This is a genomic window from Propionivibrio sp. (genome assembly GCF_049316945.1).
GTDB lineage: Bacteria > Pseudomonadota > Gammaproteobacteria > Burkholderiales > Rhodocyclaceae > Propionivibrio.
In genome coordinates, this window is sequence record NZ_JBMOJE010000116.1 from 1 (window position 1) to 15,323 (window position 15,323).

The following is a 15,323-nucleotide window of genomic DNA, read 5'->3' on the forward strand; positions in this document are numbered from 1 at the left end:
ACTAATTTCCTATAAATACTGAATAAATACGGACTGGATCAGGAAGTCTGAATTTGTTCGAAAATATCGACTGGGGAAGCGAACAGGTCATGGCTCAGACACGCGAACGTTTGACCGAACTCGGCCTGCGCTGGGCTGAACCGGCAACGTTGTGGGACGTTGATCGACCAGAGGATCTGGCGCGACTTGCCACCCTTGAAGGCTGCAGCGAATGGCGCGAAACCCGCTGCGGCGATTTGCGTTTCGAAGCCCGGCCATGAGACGTTTGCTGCTCATCGGAGGCGGTCACGCGCATGTGCATGTACTCGATGCACTGGCCAGGGAACCGATTCCAGATACCGAGGTGACGCTTGTTTCGCCATTTCCTCGGCAGATATATTCCGGCATGTTGCCGGGCTGGATCGCCGGCCACTACAGCATCGAGCAATGCGCCATCCAGATCGACCTGCTGGCCAAACGTGCCGGAATTCGTTTTGTGCAGAGCGCGTGCATCGAACTCGACATCGAAGCTAAACAGGTACGTTGCGCCAATGGCCAGACTATCCCCTTTGACATTGCCTCCATCGACAGCGGTCCAACCGTTGATCTGAGTTTCGCCCCCGGCGCCCTCGAATACACCCTGCCGATCCGGCCGATAGAAGGTTTTGTGACTGCCTGGCCCGGCTTGCTGGAGCGCGCTCGTCTGGCAACTTCCGGTTTTAAACTGGCCATCGTCGGCGATGGCGCAGCGGGCACGGAACTGGCCTTCGCCATTCAACAACGATTCGCCCTTGAAAAGCTCGCCAACGCTCGCGTCACTCTGATCGGCAGCAACGCTCAACCGCTATCGGGCCTTCCTGCACGGCTGCGAAAGAACGCCGTATCGCTGCTCAAACAACGCGGTATCAAGCACCTTGCCAGTCGACGCGCGATAGAATTTTTTCCGGGGCAGATCAGGCTCTCCGACTCTACGACAATTGCCTGCGACGCCTGCCTGGTCGTTACCGGTGCCGCAGCACCGGCATGGCCAGCCGCCAGCGGTCTGGCCTGCGATGAAAATGGCTTTATCCGGGTAACGCCAACGCTGCAAAGTTCATCCCATCCCTTTGTGTTTTCCGCTGGCGACGTGGCCGCTTATGCCGATCCAAGACCAAAGTCCGGCGTCTTTGCCGTACGTGCCGGCCCGGTCCTGGCCAACAATCTGCGCGCAGCGTGTACCGGCAATACCATGCAAAGGTGGGAACCCCAAGGCAACGCGCTTTACTTGATCAGCACCGGAAAGCGCCACGCACTGGCAGCCTGGGGAGCGCTGAGTACCAGCGGGAATTGGGTGTGGCGCTGGAAGGACCGGATTGATCGTCGCTTCATGCAACGATTTTCATGACGCAACGCGTTGCACAAGAACGCCGCCAGAAATTGAAGGTGGCGAGCCTTACCCCCGGCACTCGCAGTAAATGGCTGTGGCTGCTTCCTTCCGGACCTGACCAGGTTCACCACCCTGCAATGCGGGGAGACCCGCCGGGACGAATAATACCATTTTGGACTGTCGAAAATCCATCCAAACGGGCATGGCTTTGTAAGGCACCAAAAATTATGAAAGTCCTGCCCGTTTCCCTCCCTTGCAGGGCGCATTCCGGCTTACCAGCCGGAATCGCTCGATGGGCGCGGAGCATGCTTCGCGAATTCCCCATCTCGCCCCCCGCCCCCTCTCCCAGAGGGCGAGGGGAAGTCCGAGAGTCGCTAGCGCGACTTTCAAGGTAATCCGTCGCACAGCGTCAGAAACTGTGTACAGCCAACATCCGAACCGAGCCTACCTGAATGAATTACGAAGAATACCTGGACGAAGTCGCCACGCTACTGACCGAGATCTACACCCTGAGCGATGAGACAGCCATAGGAATTGTCATGCGCGCTCAGGCCGATGACTATTTCAGCGCTCACGATGACGATGAATCGATTTGCACGCAGGAACGTGCAGAACTGGATGCTCGCGCCATTTTCAAGAGCTACAAGCCGGAGAAAAGAACGAAAGAACTTGGTCGCGGGCAATAAATCAGCCGGTAGCGGTAACTTTTGCGAGCAAGTCCTTCAATGCGTCGTCATCCAGCGTAGCGATCAGCATCAGGCCGGCGCGCAGCAATTCGCTCTTCTTGATGGCAATCCCCTGCACGACCAGGCGCTGCTTTAGTTCGGCCAGTTGGGCAGACTCGCCTTCGGTCATGGACAACTTTTCGCGAACCAGTTCTGGTTTCTTCAGCTTTTTGTCGAGCGGACGCGAAAAAGCCTTGGCCAGTCGCTTGCGCTTCCTGGCCACCAACTCGGGTGCCGCTGGCGGCAGATTGCTGGTGGAGGATTTGCTCTGGACGGGAGTACCCGCCTTTTTCACAGTGGCCATGTTTGTTCAACCTTGTCGCATCAAATCAATTTGAATTGATCCTAAAAACCTTAGTCTATCCACGAAAGACACGAAAGACACGAAAAAAAATCAAGAGCTTGATGCATTTTCTCTATTCACCCTTTTGAAGCAATTTTCAGCCTGGTATCTCCTTGATTCTTTTCGTGTTTTTTGTGTTTTTCGTGGACGAACTGCTTTTTCTAGGTTGATTGTACCCGCTTGCCCTTTGGGGCACAGCGCGATTACCTGGCCGTCACTACTTGCGCTGAACGACAAGCCTTGAGGGCATTGTTTTTCTCCAGAGTGGCTAGCCAATCGGCCAGTTGCAGACCTAGTTCTGTACTCGCCGCCACCAGCGCTTTGACGCCACCGTGCGCGTCTGGAGTGGCTGCTGGCTTCTCGATGGACACCTGCCGCTCGGCAACGAGGTGCCGTTTGGCATCGATCAGGCTGACGCTACCCTGCAAAACACCACGGCTTTGCTGCGGCGAATCGAATATCTGCGAAAACTCCTGCAACTCGACCCTGAGCAGGCAATCAACCGCCGTATTCCCGTTAGCGCTCGCCGTCCCGAGTTGCTGCCGCAGACGTTGAGCCAGAAGTAAACCCGGTGCGCCCGCCCAGCGGCTGCCTGAATATTCCCTCTGTTTTAGAGGGTCTTCGTAGGCCAGCCGATAATCGACGTTGAGTGAATCGAACCAGGACGGGGATCTGACTTCAAGCGCCAGTCTCGACCAGGCCCCGTCCGCAACCACTCGTGCCGCTGGCAATCCGAAATCATAAACGATGGCCGGAGGCACATTTCTCGCACCGCCAACGCACGCGCTCAACAGCAATGCTGCGAGCAGGATGAAAACTCTGTTCATGGTTGTCCCCTGGTGGTGACTGGCACGGTGAAGCCCGCTTCACCCGGCCCGGGCAAGGCATTCGGATGCCCAAAGATCAGGCTCTGCGGCGAGTCTTCGAGCATCTGCAGGACACGGTTGAGCCGATGCGAATTTGAGGAAAGCTCGGAAGTCAGTTCGTTGATGCGCGGGATCAGCGCCCCGACGCCACCGTTCGCCGGATCGCCGAGTGTTGTCTCCAGCTTTTCGCTGACCGATTGCAAACGCACCACCAGCCCGCGAGCTTCGGCAATGAAAGGCCCGGCCTGACCACTCGTCTGCTCGACACGCAGCAATGTGGAGTGCATCAATCGAATATTCTCCGGGGTCAATAACTGGCGCAGTTGAGCTGTTACCTCCCTGGCAGTACTGGTCGTGGCATCAAGATTGACCAGCGTCTTCGAAATATTCTGGCGATTTTCCGGACTCAGGAGCTCATTGGCACTGGCCAGAAAATCACGGGCATTACGCAAGGTTTCACCACCAACATCGGAGAGTTCCTGGATCAGCGAATCCTGCATGGGAATCCGCGCCAGTTCTTCGCCACTGGCTTGCAGAGGCAAGGCATCCTTCCCGGTATCTTCGAGCAGTATGTGCGCGATACCCGTTATGCCCTGAAAGCCAAGCTTGGCAATGGTTCCCCGCGTTACCGGGATGGACTGGTCGATGTTGATGCGAATCAGTGTGTTGCGTACATCGGCGGGGTCGAGATAGACGGCTTCCACCTTGCCGACACTGATGCCGCGATAGCGGACCTGCGCCTGGACGTTGAGTCCGGTCACGTTTTTCGTGGTCAGCACCAGATACTGATTGGTCAATTCATGCTTGCCACCGAACCACCACAGCGCAGCAACGACAGAAAAACCCAGGAGCAGGGTAAACAACCCGGCGATCAGGGCGTGTGAGCGATTTTCCATGATTAAACGAATCCCTTTTGCATGACCGCCATAGCGTGCCCGGAAGAGAAAAAATTGCGGATGAACGGGTGATCGACAGCGAGCACTTCCGCGGGGGTGCCACAGGCGATGATACGCTGCTCGTCAAGTACCGCCACACGTGTCGCCAGACCGGCCAGCGTATTGAGATCGTGGGTCACCATGACGACAGTGAAACCAAGCTCCTTCTGCAACATCCGGATCAATTTGACAAAATTTTCGGCTCGATCCGGATCGAGGCCGGCCGTTGGTTCGTCGAGCACCAGCAGTTCAGGCTCCAGCGACAGGGCACGGGCCAAAGCCACCCGCTTGACCATGCCGCCAGAAAGTTCGGCAGGCATCAATTGGCCATGACGCGGTTCGAGTTCGACCATGCCAAGCTTAAGATGGACCAGGTCGCGGATCATTTCCTTGTCGAGCAGGCGCAACTCGCGCAAGGGGAAAGCGATATTGTCGAACACGGAAAGTGCCGAAAATAATGCGCCCTGCTGGAAAAGCATGCCAAAACGGCGGCGTAGGCTACGGCGAATCAGTGGGTCGTCATCAAACACCGAGTGCCCGAAGAGCTTTACCGACCCCGTGCTCGGCACCAGCAGGCCGACGATTTCGCGCAACAGCGTTGTCTTGCCGCTGCCGGAACCACCCACCAGCCCAAGAATCTGACCCGCCTCAAGGTCAAGATCGATGTTGCGATGAATCACCGCATCCCCAAACCGAGTGCTTAATCCACGTATCTGGATGACAGGCAAGCTATCCGGAATAATGGAAGTGGCAGTCATCACTTTCACACCGGCAGGCCCAGATTGCGGGTCAAGATTGCAAACACGGCATCGACGATGATCACCATGGTAATCGCCGTGACTACCGCCGTCGTTGTTTTCGATGACAGGCTTTCCGTATTCGGCCGCACCTTCAAACCGAAGTGGCAAGAGATCAACGCGATCAGCATGCCGAAAAAGAAGCCTTTGCCGATCCCGATCCAGACGTTTCCCACCGGCACCGCCTTGGGCAGCGCCTCTATGAAAAAGCCATAGGCCAGGCCCATCTCCAGATTGGCCGACACCATGCCGCCAAAAATCCCCGCCGCCGAACACCAGACCACCAGCAATGGCATGGCGATGGCCAACGCGGCCACCTTGGGCAGGACCAGGCGCAAACTGCGCGAGACGCCCATTGTCGCCAACGCATCGATCTCTTCGGTGACCCGCATGACGCCGATCTGAGCCGTCATCGCCGAACCGGAACGTCCGGCCACCAGAACGGCAACCAGCACCGGACCCAGTTCGCGAATAATGCTGATGCCGAGCAGATTAACGATGTAGATGTCGGCACCGAAGGTCTTGAGTTGTAACGATGACAGGTAGGAGAGGACAACACCGATCAGGAAACCGACCAGCGCCGTCACCGGCAGCGCCTGGGCGCCGCTCTTGTAGAGATTGGCCGAAAACTCGCGCCACGGAATATCGTTCGGATGGGAAAATAGATAGGAAACATCGAGCAGCAACTGCCCGATCAGCGTCACCATTTCGCGCAGGTTCTTCAATCCGGCCAGAGCAAGCCGTCCCAACACAAGCAGCAAGGCAAGGCGCGATATCGGTGGCCTGGTCGCAGAATCGGTCGGGACGGCCGCTACCCGCTCAAGTACGGAACGATGCTGCGGCGAGGCATCGAGCGATTCCGGCCAGTGCCGACCCCAGGCGCGCCAGAGAAGAATCGCACCAACACTGTCGATGCGTGGAATGGCTTGCAGATCCCAGTCGGTATGGCTTGTGGTCAGTGCCTGCAAGCGCGCATCCAGCCCGGCAATCGGTGTCGGCAAGTTGACCAGCGTCCAGTCACCGGAAAGGGTTACTTGAAGCCGCCCTTCGCGCTCGACGGTGGCGATCGCGGCGTTAGCCATGCAGCTTACTCAAGCACCGGCAGTAAAGCGTGGCGCCTGATGCGTAATACCAGGCCAATGCGTTGCCAGATGAGTGTTTCGTCCTCCAGCGCCGCCGCACTGAGCGGATTGGCAAGCAGCCAGTCGGCGGGAAGCTCGATCTGGAATCCCGTACCCGACTGCTTGACGAAGATGACCGGCAGCGGCTGATCGTCACGCGAGCGGTGTAATAGCGCGGCCAGCCGAAGACAGAAAACAAGCCGCCAAGCCGCGTCCGAGGCTGGCGTTAACGGAATCTTTTCCAGTTTGCCACGCTGCCCGAGTAGCAGCAGTGCCAGGCGTTCCTGGTCCTTTTTCGAGAATCCTGGCATATCAGCAAAGCTCACGATATAAGCCCCATGCTTGTGGAAGCCGCCGTGCGCAATCGATATTCCTATCTCATGCAGCGCCACCGCCCAGCGCAGGAAGCGGATATCATTTTCGTGTTCATTCAAGTCGACTTTGATCAACTGGCCGAGCAAATCGAGCGCAGTCCGTTCGACACGCTCGGCCTGCGGAATATCAACTTGATAGCGGCGCATGAACTGATGCACCGTCGCATCACGCATGTCCTTGTGATGGAACCGCCCAAGCAGGTCATAGAGTACCCCGAGGCGCAAAGCGCCTTCGGAATAGGTCATGTGTTCAACGCCTAGCTCGGAAAAGATCGCCGACATGATGGCGATACCGCCCGGCAATACCGGCAGGCGGTCGGGACGCAAGCTGGCAAGCTTCAGTTCTTCAGCCGAACCGGCACGAATGATCAAGGCACGCAGTTTGGCCAGACCCTCGCGGGTAATGCCGATGATTCCATCAGGATTGAGTCCGTTGCATTCGAGCAGATCGGCAATGGCACGCGCCGAACCCGACGAAGCAACGCCCTCGGTCCAGCCGAAACGCCGGTAATCCTGGGCGATCGTCTGAATTTCACGCGCGGCCGACACTTCAGCCTCGTAGAAACTCTTCTTATCCACCTTGCCACCCGGGAAGAAGCGCAGCGAATAGCTGACGCAGCCCATGAACAGCGACTCCATGACCAGTGGATCGAGCTTCTTGCCGATAATGAATTCGGTCGAACCGCCACCGATATCGACCACCAAGCGCTTGTGCCTGGCCAGTGGCAGCGCATGGGCGGCACCGATATAAATCAGGCGCGCTTCCTCGCGACCACCGATGATTTCAATCGGGAAGCCGAGCGCCGCTTCGGCCTGCGGAATGAACTCTTTTGCATTCTTGGCCACGCGCAGGGTGTTGGTCGCCACCACCCGCACGGCGTCGGGCTGAAAGCCCCGCAAACGCTCGCCAAACCGGCTCAGGGCATCAAGCCCGCGCTGTTGCGATGCTTCATCGAGCATCTTTTCGCGATTCAATCCGGAAGCCAGCCGAACCGACTCTTTAAGTGTATCGAGCGGATAAATCTGATCCTCAACAACACGCCCGACCTGCATACGGAAACTGTTGGAGCCAAGATCAACCGCAGCGATCTGTTCGTAACCCATAGCCTGTTCTCTGTATCTACTGTTTTTGTCGACGGGCATTCTAACATTGCCTGCCGCGCTGCCATTGACCGAAAGAAAGTGGGCTGCAAAATGCCGTTCGACCGCCAGCGCGTGAAAAACACTTCACAGAACACGGGAATCTGCCTGGGCACCATTGCGCCTGCGGCAAGCGGCGTTCACCGGTGAGCGAAGGAAACCTGCCGGCATTGAGCGACTGCAACGGCGCGGTATACGAGATTTACACGACCGCAGCCGACCAGACCGCACTGGAGGCGAACGCCAACTTCGTGCGCATGGTCAATGCGCTCGGCAGCTGGGGATCAATGGGGTCAGACTCCATTGATCCGTGGCATGGAAGGCGCATGGCTATTGGATACCCGAGCATTGATCTGAAGATGCCCGTATTCATTGGCTTGCAGGCCGGTGTTCTATTGGAGCAGGGTGAAACAGTTTCGCTGTAAGCTGAAACGGACTCACGGTAGACAGGCATGAACTCAAGCGGTACAGTTGCAGCCATCATAAGATTCTCAGGAAACCGCGATCAATTGGGTCAGACTCCATTGATCCGCTTTTAATTCTTTAAACCGAAAACCGATGGAGTCTGACCCCATCGATTCTGATTGCTCTTTGCTGAGTCAACATCCGCAAGCGCCCGGCATGACCGGGCGCTTTGCTTTGGGGCCACCAAAAACCGGCCTGCAAGGCGTGTCGAATGGCGATCTACGAAAGCATGCCTCGGAAGGCTCATGGATATTGGCTAGCAGGGCATTGATCTGTAGATGGCCGTATTTATTGGCTTGCAGGTCGATATTCTATTGGCGCCGGGTAAAACGGTTTCGCTACAAGCTGAAACGGACTTGCGGTGGACATGGATCAATGGGGTCAGACTCCATTGATCCATGCCATGGAAGGCGCATGGCTATTGGACACCCGGGCATTGATCTGAAGATGCCCGTATTCATTGGCTTGCAGGCCGGTGTTCTATTGGAGCAGGGTGAAACAGCCCGGTAGGGTGCGCAAAATCTTTTCTTTGCGCACGCGGAATCCCCCTCGCTTGATCCACCTGAAGGTGCGCAACGCTTCGCGTTTCTCACCCTACAAAATCGCGCACGGGCACCTTGCGGCGATGTCTGAGCGGAAACCGGGGACACGGTTTCTGGCTTTCAGAAGACCAGCGACGCTGATGGAAAGGAAAATATATGAGGAAGATTAAAACGGAAAGTGACGAACTTCGTCCTGAATATCAGCGCGAAGACTTCGGTGACATGGCGCGAGGAAAGTATGCCGGGCGTTGCCGTGAGGCTTCCAACGTGGTCGTTTTATCACCCGATGTGCAAAAGGCATTTCCCAATGCGCAGGCTGTGAATGACGCTCTGCGCGGCCTCCTTGAGTTAACACAGGCAAGCGTCAAAACTACCCCCACAACCCGGACGCCTCGCAAACGGGCAGCCAGTTAACATCAGCAACAAGGTCCGCACCACAGTAGAATCGCTCGATGTACTTGACGATGATCTGCCCATGATTCTCCAACCAAAAACTTCCCCATCCCCCTGCCCATCCTGCTCCCAGCCAATGACGCTACTGGAGCTGCCGCAAAAAAATTCCGGCACGGTGGCGCTTGATCTTTGCTTCCATTGCCAGGGTATCTGGTTCGACCAGTTTGAAAGCATGCAAATCAATCCGGGCGGAATCATCGATCTTTTCAAACTGATCCACGCGCACCGCAACGACCCGCGCCAGCCGCTTTCCGGTACCTTGCATTGTCCGCGTTGCAAGGAGAAGTTGATCGCCGGGCTCGACCTGGTGCGTAGCGGCCGATTTACCTATCACCGCTGTTTGCAGAATCACGGTCGTTTCACGGCTTTCGCGCAGTTCATGATCGAAAAGGGTTTTGTACGCCAGTTGGCACCAGCCGAGGTCAGCGCGCTGGCCGCTCGCATTGGCACCTTCCATTGCACAGGCTGCGGCGCGCCGATCGATATCCGCACGCAATCCGCATGCAGCCACTGCAACTCGCCGCTCTCGATTCTTGATCCGGATGCAGTCGAAAAGGCGCTCGCAGACTACCAGCAAAAGGAATTCAATCACATCCATCGCGACCCGGAAGCACTGGCCGACGCGGTGCTGGCTATAGAGAAGCAACGCCAACGACAGAGTGCTCCGGAAACAGGCGCGCTGGTTGGAGACCTTTTTCTATCGGGCGTCGAGCTGGTTTGTGATCTTTTTTCGTAACATTCGGAGCGCTGCTGTTTTCAATCCCGAAATCCGATATTCGGCTAATCACCAAGGCATGCCGTGGAAGCCGCATGGATATTGCCTCTCAGACTAACCGGCTTGATCGCTTCCAATCGTTAATCCTCTGTGAGCACTCAGCGTGCGGCCGGCTTCCAGACATTCCGGCAATTCGTTTCACGAATCCGCCACGAAGCAATGGCACCAATAGCCGCCGTGATGGCCAGCAGCAAAAGTCCGGCATGATAATCCGCCGGGGTATAGAGGCGCGAACCGGTACTGGTCACGCCCCCGGCCCAGTGCAAATCCATTACTTTGCCGAATAACGGCTGCAATATCGCGCCGGCGAGAAAGCCGCCCATATTCGTGACGCTGGTCGACATTCCGGAAAGCAGCGGCGGATTGACTTCCTTGGCGCAGGCCCAAGTCAAGGTGAAACTTGCGGTAAGTGCCCCCATCAGGGCAAACAAGGCATAGCTCACCTCAAGCGGCAACGTAACGCCGGAGAGCCAGACCAGCCAGGTCAGGGCGTACAGGTGGGTACCCACGATCAGTACCGGCTTGCGCTTGCCAAGACGATCTGAAATCGCGCCGATGCCCACACATCCCAGCGCAAATCCGGCGAAATACAAACTGACATGACTGGCCGCAACAGCACGCGTCATGCCGTGCGCCTGAGTCAGAAAAGGCGTCGCCCACAACCCGCCGAAGGTGAAAAAACTGCCGCTGACGCCAAAATTGATCCAGGCCGCAGGCCAGGTGGCCCGGTTTCTGACCACCTGCAGCAAGCCGGTCAAAACCACCGTACGATCAAAGCGCGGTTTCTTGATCAAGCTACCAGCCGGACTGTCCGGATGATCTCGCACCAGCACCCAGCAGGCGATGCCGAGCAGCAGCGAAAGCGCACCGACACCAACAAAAACGCTGCGCCATCCGGCCGTTTGCGCCATCCATGAGAGTGGCAAACCGGCCAATACCGAGCCAAGATTGCCAACCAGCAAGCACAGGCCGACCATGCTGGCAAATCGACTCTCGTCAAACCATACGGCAATGAACTTGAGCATGGCAATAAAGGTAACCGAGACCCCCAGACCGATCAGGGTGCGTCCGACCAGCGCCATTTCCAGTGTCGGCGCCATGCCGAACATGAGGCTGCCCAGCGCACCGACAATTCCGCCAAAGAGGAGAATGCGGCGCGGCCCGAAGGTGTCGACAAAGATTCCGGTTGGCACCTGCATCACGGTATAAACGTAAAAATAGGTCGCTGCCAGAACACCGAGCGATGAGGCGGTGGTACCAAAGGCGGCGGCCAGATCCTGGGCAATTCCCCCCGGGGCGAAACGCTGGAAGAAGGATATGACGAAGGCGGCCACGATAACGGCCAGTGCCATGTTGCGGCGGCGGCGCTGCGGCCGGTCGAGCTGAGGCATGTGACTCCCTTAAGTCAGGTTGATTCCTGACGTTTTGATGTGCTCGCAAAAACAATGCAAGAAGTTAAGACAAATTCAGTGCGAATCAGTTCCCGCGGCGGCGCCTGGCTTCGTACATGCAGACGCCGGTGGCCACCGATACATTCAGACTCTGCACCGAACCGAGCATCGGAATGGTCACCAGCTGATCGCAGGTTTCGCGCGTCAGGCGGCGCATGCCATCACCTTCGGCACCGAGCACCCAGGCCGTAGCCACCGGCCACTGCGCGGTGTAGAGGTCTTCCTTGGCATCGGCATCGGTGCCGATCAACCAGATTTCGCGCTCTTTCAACTCGCGCAAGGTGCGCGCCAGATTGGTCACGGTGATATAAGGCACACTCTCTGCCGCGCCGCTGGCGACCTTGATCGCCGTTTGTGTGAGCCCGACGGCCCGGTCCTTCGGAGCGATCACGGCATGCGCGCCCACCGCATCGGCGACACGCAGGCAGGCACCGAGGTTGTGCGGGTCCTGAATGCCATCGAGCACCAGAAGAAAAGCCGGCTCTTCCAGCGTGTCCAGCACATCATCGAGCGTGATATGGCGCGACTCGCCGGAAACCTTGGCGACTACGCCTTGATGCCGCGAGCCGCCACCAGCCATGCCTTCGAGGCGCTTGGAATCGACTGGAACAACCTTGATAGAGTGCAGTTCGGCATGGCGCATCAGATCGCGCACCCGCGCATCGTGACGTTCGGTATCGATGAAGATTTCAAGAATGGCGTCGGGTTGATGACGCAGTTTGGCGATGATGGAGTGAAAGCCGTGGATGAAGCTGATCTGTGACATGAATTTTTCTCTGCTTCGGGATTAGATTGGCATTTTTAGCTGGCAGGGGGAACGCTTGGAAAGAAGCGCCCCCGAAGTGAAAACCGCACGCTTAGCGGTGTTTTTTCGCCGCTGCCGGTTTTTTTACAGCCGCTGTGGTTTTAGCTCTTTGCGCTGGTTTCGCTGGCGGCTTGGAAGCAGTTTTTGGAGCAGTTTTTGAAGCAGGTTTTGGCGCTGACTTGGCAAACAGCGTTGAACCGAGTTTCGGCGCCGGCATGCGTGGTGACGCCGGTGACTTGGCAAGCACAAAGTCAATGCGCCCGGTTTCCAGATCGGCACGCACCAGCTTTACCTGCATGCGGTCACCCAGACGATAGCGCTGACCACTGCGCTCGCCGAGCATCTGATGCTTGGTGTTGTCGTACTGGAAATAATCCTCACCCAGTTCGGAGACATGCACCAGTCCTTCGACATAGACCGAATCGAGGGCGACGAAGACGCCGAAAGGCACCACGGCGGCAATCGTTCCTGCAAATTCTTCACCAATACGATCACGCATGTAGTAACACTTCAGCCAGTTATTGACGTCGCGCGTGGCCTCGTCGGCGCGCCGCTCGGTCATCGAACAATGCAAGCCGATTTCGTCCCACTTGCCCGGCAAATAGTGCGTGCCGTCGAGCACAGCCTTGATCGAACGATGCACCAGAAGATCGGGATACCGCCGGATGGGTGAGGTGAAGTGCGTGTAGTGTTCGTAGGAAAGACCGAAGTGGCCGACATTGTCCGGGCTGTACATGGCCTGGCGCAGCGAGCGCAGCATCACCGTTTGCAGCAGTTGCGCATCGGGGCGTGGTTTGATCTTTTCGAGCAGCACGCCGTAATCCTTGGCCGTCGGACTTTCACCACCGGGGAGGCCGAGGCCGAACTCCTTGAGGAAATCGCGCAGACCTTCGAGTTTCTCCGGCGTCGGCCCTTCATGCACACGGTACAGACAGGTCTGCTTGTGCTCTTGAAGAAAGGCCGAGGCACAGACATTGGCCGCCAGCATGCATTCTTCGATCAGGCGGTGGGCATCGTTGCGGTAAACCGGAACGATGTTGTCAATTTTCCCCTGATCGTTGAACAGCATCATCGTCTCGATCGTCTCGAAGTCAATAGCACCGCGCTTATGCCGCGCCTTGAGCAGGACATGGAATAGCGCGTACAGCGCCTGCAACTGCGGCTGCAGGGCACGGTGATTATCGGTCTCCGGCTGAGCTTCAGCCGAGAGCCAACTCCACACCTGGTTGTATGTCAAACGCGCCCGGGAAATGAAAACTGCCGGGTAAAAGGTGTAGTCCTTGATTTCGCCACTATTGTTGATATCCATGTCGCACACCATGGCCAGGCGCTCGATGTCAGGATTCAACGAACACAGCCCGTTGGAAAGCTTCTCGGGCAGCATCGGTATCACCCGGCGCGGGAAATAGACGGAGTTTCCGCGATCCATCGCATCGCGATCAAGCGCCATACCCGGTCGAACATAGTGACTGACGTCGGCAATCGCCACCACCAGCCGCCAGCCACGCCCCTTTTTCTCGGCAAATACGGCGTCGTCAAAATCCCTGGCCGTTTCGCCGTCGATGGTCACCAGCGGCAGGTCGCGTATGTCCTTGCGTCCGGCCCATTCGGATTTCTTGACCTTTTCCGGCAGCGCCTTGGTTTCTTCCATAACTTTGGACGAGAACTCAAAAGGCAGATCGTGTTTGCGTAGCGCGATCTCGATTTCCATGCCCGGATCAGCATAGTTGCCGAGCACTTCGACAATCCGCCCGATGGGCTGCGAATGGCGGTTCGGCTGTTCGATGATCTCGACCATTACCACCTGCCCGGCCTTGACCTTGGTTTTCTTGTCCGGCGGGACGAGAATATCCTGGTTGATGCGCCGGTTTTCTGGCACGACAACGGTAATGCCGTGCTCAATCAATACCCGGCCGACAACCATGCTGTTGGCGCGTTCAAGCACTTCGACAATGGCGCCTTCGCGCCGCCCCTTGCGATCCAGTCCGATCACCCGCGCCAGCGCCCGGTCACGATGCAGAACCTTTGACATTTGCTTGGCATCAAGGAAAAGATCATCGCTGCCGTCATCCGGAATCAGAAAACCGTAACCATCGGCATGCCCTTCAATACGCCCGGCAATCAGGCTGGCGAGCTCTGGAACAATGTACGAGCCCTTGCGGTTGCGCATAAGTTGCGCCTCGCGCTCCATTGCGCCAAGACGACGCTGGAACATTTCAAATTCCAGTTGATGGATGTCGAGCAATGCGCAGAGATCCTCGAAACTGACCGGCTTGCCCTGTCCTTCTACCACTTGCAGGACGTACTCACGCGATGGCAGAGGCTGCTCGTATTTCGCAACTTCACGGTCAAAATGGGGATCGTTTTTTCTGATTTTCGATAGTTTTTTTATTGACATTTTCTTATGTTCCATTAGAATTCGGCCTTCTCTGAACTGCCCAGGTGGCGAAATTGGTAGACGCGCTAGGTTCAGGTCCTAGTGGTGGCAACACTGTGGGGGTTCGAGTCCCTTCCTGGGCACCAATAGATTCAATGACTTACAGTACTTTCTAATACTTGAAAGTACTTCAAAATACCCCGATTCGGGGTATTTTTTTTCCCAATTTTTCCCAATTGTTCCCAAGCACACATCTGCGCAAAGCTTTTCACGGCGCGAAGGCGCAAGTATAGTGGGTTTGTGAGCGAGACTTCGATCTCTCGGGCAAGGGAATCTGGTTAACTTGCTTTGACTGCTTGGTACAGCCGAAAAAATCAGGTTCGGCTTCAACAAGTGGATGACATTGTTGCGCGAGCAGAAAAGACGAGCCTTTGGGAGACCAAAGGTAGGCGAAAAGCACTACGGGCTAAGAAGTAGCCAAAAATCGTTAATACGCTACAGTCAAAATCCTGAGATTTCTCCAATTTGGCCGTGGACACCCCAGCAACAATCAGGCTGTGCGAACAATCATGCTGGGCGTATGGAGATTGTCTCATGGCGCGTAGCCTTTCCCATCGCAGAACTGGCGCAAGTAGAGAAAATTGCCCTCGGCAGCGGCTATTACGCTGGAGATTTGATCATGCGACCATGTTTGCGCGGGGCGTTTCTCTAGCCAAATTTGTACATAGGCCAGCAGATCATCTGGCGGCATCGGCCGGTGTTATCTCGCGCCCCTATGGAGCCATTTGAATCGCGGCTTAATGGAGCCA

General features: G+C 56.7%; 15 protein-coding genes, 1 tRNA gene and 1 other RNA gene. 7 read left to right on the plus strand and 10 right to left on the minus strand.

What is annotated here, in order from left to right:
* The first annotated feature begins 53 nt into the window (after window positions 1-53).
* Both ACOYNV_RS20475 and ACOYNV_RS20480 read left to right on the plus strand, forming a co-directional pair.
* Entirely contained in the window at window positions 54-260 is a 207-nt protein-coding gene (locus ACOYNV_RS20475) for a hypothetical protein (RefSeq protein WP_422901665.1), read from the plus strand.
* Window positions 257-1,363, plus strand: coding sequence for an FAD-dependent oxidoreductase (locus ACOYNV_RS20480; RefSeq protein WP_422901666.1), 1,107 nt, complete (start codon window positions 257-259; stop codon window positions 1,361-1,363). Before ACOYNV_RS20475 ends, ACOYNV_RS20480 begins: the two co-directional genes overlap by 4 nt.
* 37 nt (window positions 1,364-1,400) lie before the next feature.
* Here the strand turns inward: ACOYNV_RS20480 and ffs are convergent.
* Window positions 1,401-1,499, minus strand: an RNA gene (ffs, locus tag ACOYNV_RS20485) — signal recognition particle sRNA small type.
* A gap of 298 nt (window positions 1,500-1,797) precedes the next feature.
* Here ffs and ACOYNV_RS20490 point away from each other — a divergent pair.
* Window positions 1,798-2,031: a hypothetical protein gene (locus tag ACOYNV_RS20490; RefSeq protein ID WP_422901667.1), complete on the plus strand. Its 234-nt coding sequence runs from the start codon at window positions 1,798-1,800 to the stop codon at window positions 2,029-2,031.
* Window position 2,032: 1 nt separating this feature from the next.
* On the opposite strand, the gene ACOYNV_RS20495 is transcribed toward ACOYNV_RS20490, so the two are convergent.
* The 6 genes from ACOYNV_RS20495 to ppx all read right to left on the minus strand — a co-directional run bounded on the left by ACOYNV_RS20495 (window position 2,033) and on the right by ppx (window position 7,610).
* The gene (locus ACOYNV_RS20495; RefSeq protein WP_422901668.1) at window positions 2,033-2,374 is read right to left on the minus strand and encodes a hypothetical protein; all 342 of its coding nucleotides are present in this window, start codon (window positions 2,372-2,374) and stop codon (window positions 2,033-2,035) included.
* A gap of 242 nt (window positions 2,375-2,616) precedes the next feature.
* The gene (locus ACOYNV_RS20500; RefSeq protein ID WP_422901669.1) at window positions 2,617-3,240 is read right to left on the minus strand and encodes an ABC-type transport auxiliary lipoprotein family protein; all 624 of its coding nucleotides are present in this window, start codon (window positions 3,238-3,240) and stop codon (window positions 2,617-2,619) included.
* A complete protein-coding gene (locus ACOYNV_RS20505; protein WP_422901670.1) occupies window positions 3,237-4,175 on the minus strand; it encodes an MlaD family protein in 939 nt (312 codons plus the stop codon). The genes ACOYNV_RS20500 and ACOYNV_RS20505 overlap by 4 nt, the downstream gene beginning before the upstream one ends.
* A 2-nt stretch (window positions 4,176-4,177) precedes the next feature.
* Complete coding sequence (locus ACOYNV_RS20510) at window positions 4,178-4,972, minus strand: ABC transporter ATP-binding protein (protein WP_422901671.1); 795 nt, start codon at window positions 4,970-4,972, stop codon at window positions 4,178-4,180.
* 5 nt (window positions 4,973-4,977) lie between these two features.
* Entirely contained in the window at window positions 4,978-6,093 is a 1,116-nt protein-coding gene (locus ACOYNV_RS20515) for an MlaE family lipid ABC transporter permease subunit (protein WP_422901672.1), read from the minus strand.
* Between the two features lie 5 nt (window positions 6,094-6,098).
* On the minus strand, window positions 6,099-7,610 hold the full coding sequence (gene ppx / locus ACOYNV_RS20520; RefSeq protein ID WP_422901673.1) for an exopolyphosphatase: 1,512 nt from the start codon (window positions 7,608-7,610) through the stop codon (window positions 6,099-6,101).
* A gap of 182 nt (window positions 7,611-7,792) precedes the next feature.
* Between ppx and ACOYNV_RS20525 the strand changes: the two genes are divergently transcribed.
* From ACOYNV_RS20525 to ACOYNV_RS20535, 3 genes are all read left to right on the plus strand, one after another.
* Entirely contained in the window at window positions 7,793-8,071 is a 279-nt protein-coding gene (locus tag ACOYNV_RS20525) for a hypothetical protein (RefSeq protein ID WP_422901674.1), read from the plus strand.
* 738 nt (window positions 8,072-8,809) lie between these two features.
* Window positions 8,810-9,067, plus strand: coding sequence for a hypothetical protein (locus ACOYNV_RS20530; RefSeq protein ID WP_422901675.1), 258 nt, complete (start codon window positions 8,810-8,812; stop codon window positions 9,065-9,067).
* A 61-nt stretch (window positions 9,068-9,128) separates the two neighbouring features.
* Complete coding sequence (locus ACOYNV_RS20535; protein WP_422901676.1) at window positions 9,129-9,842, plus strand: zf-TFIIB domain-containing protein; 714 nt, start codon at window positions 9,129-9,131, stop codon at window positions 9,840-9,842.
* A 137-nt stretch (window positions 9,843-9,979) separates the two neighbouring features.
* Here the strand turns inward: ACOYNV_RS20535 and ACOYNV_RS20540 are convergent, their stop codons facing one another.
* The 3 genes from ACOYNV_RS20540 to rnr all read right to left on the minus strand — a co-directional run bounded on the left by ACOYNV_RS20540 (window position 9,980) and on the right by rnr (window position 14,535).
* A complete protein-coding gene (locus ACOYNV_RS20540) occupies window positions 9,980-11,272 on the minus strand; it encodes an MFS transporter (RefSeq protein WP_422901677.1) in 1,293 nt (430 codons plus the stop codon).
* 85 nt (window positions 11,273-11,357) lie between these two features.
* Window positions 11,358-12,098, minus strand: a complete 741-nt coding sequence (rlmB, locus tag ACOYNV_RS20545; protein ID WP_422901678.1) for a 23S rRNA (guanosine(2251)-2'-O)-methyltransferase RlmB — start codon at window positions 12,096-12,098, stop codon at window positions 11,358-11,360.
* Window positions 12,099-12,189: 91 nt separating this feature from the next.
* The gene (rnr, locus tag ACOYNV_RS20550) at window positions 12,190-14,535 is read right to left on the minus strand and encodes a ribonuclease R (protein ID WP_422901679.1); all 2,346 of its coding nucleotides are present in this window, start codon (window positions 14,533-14,535) and stop codon (window positions 12,190-12,192) included.
* A 38-nt stretch (window positions 14,536-14,573) separates the two neighbouring features.
* Between rnr and ACOYNV_RS20555 the strand changes: the two genes are divergently transcribed.
* Window positions 14,574-14,660 (plus strand) — tRNA-Leu (locus ACOYNV_RS20555).
* Window positions 14,661-15,323: the final 663 nt, after the last annotated feature.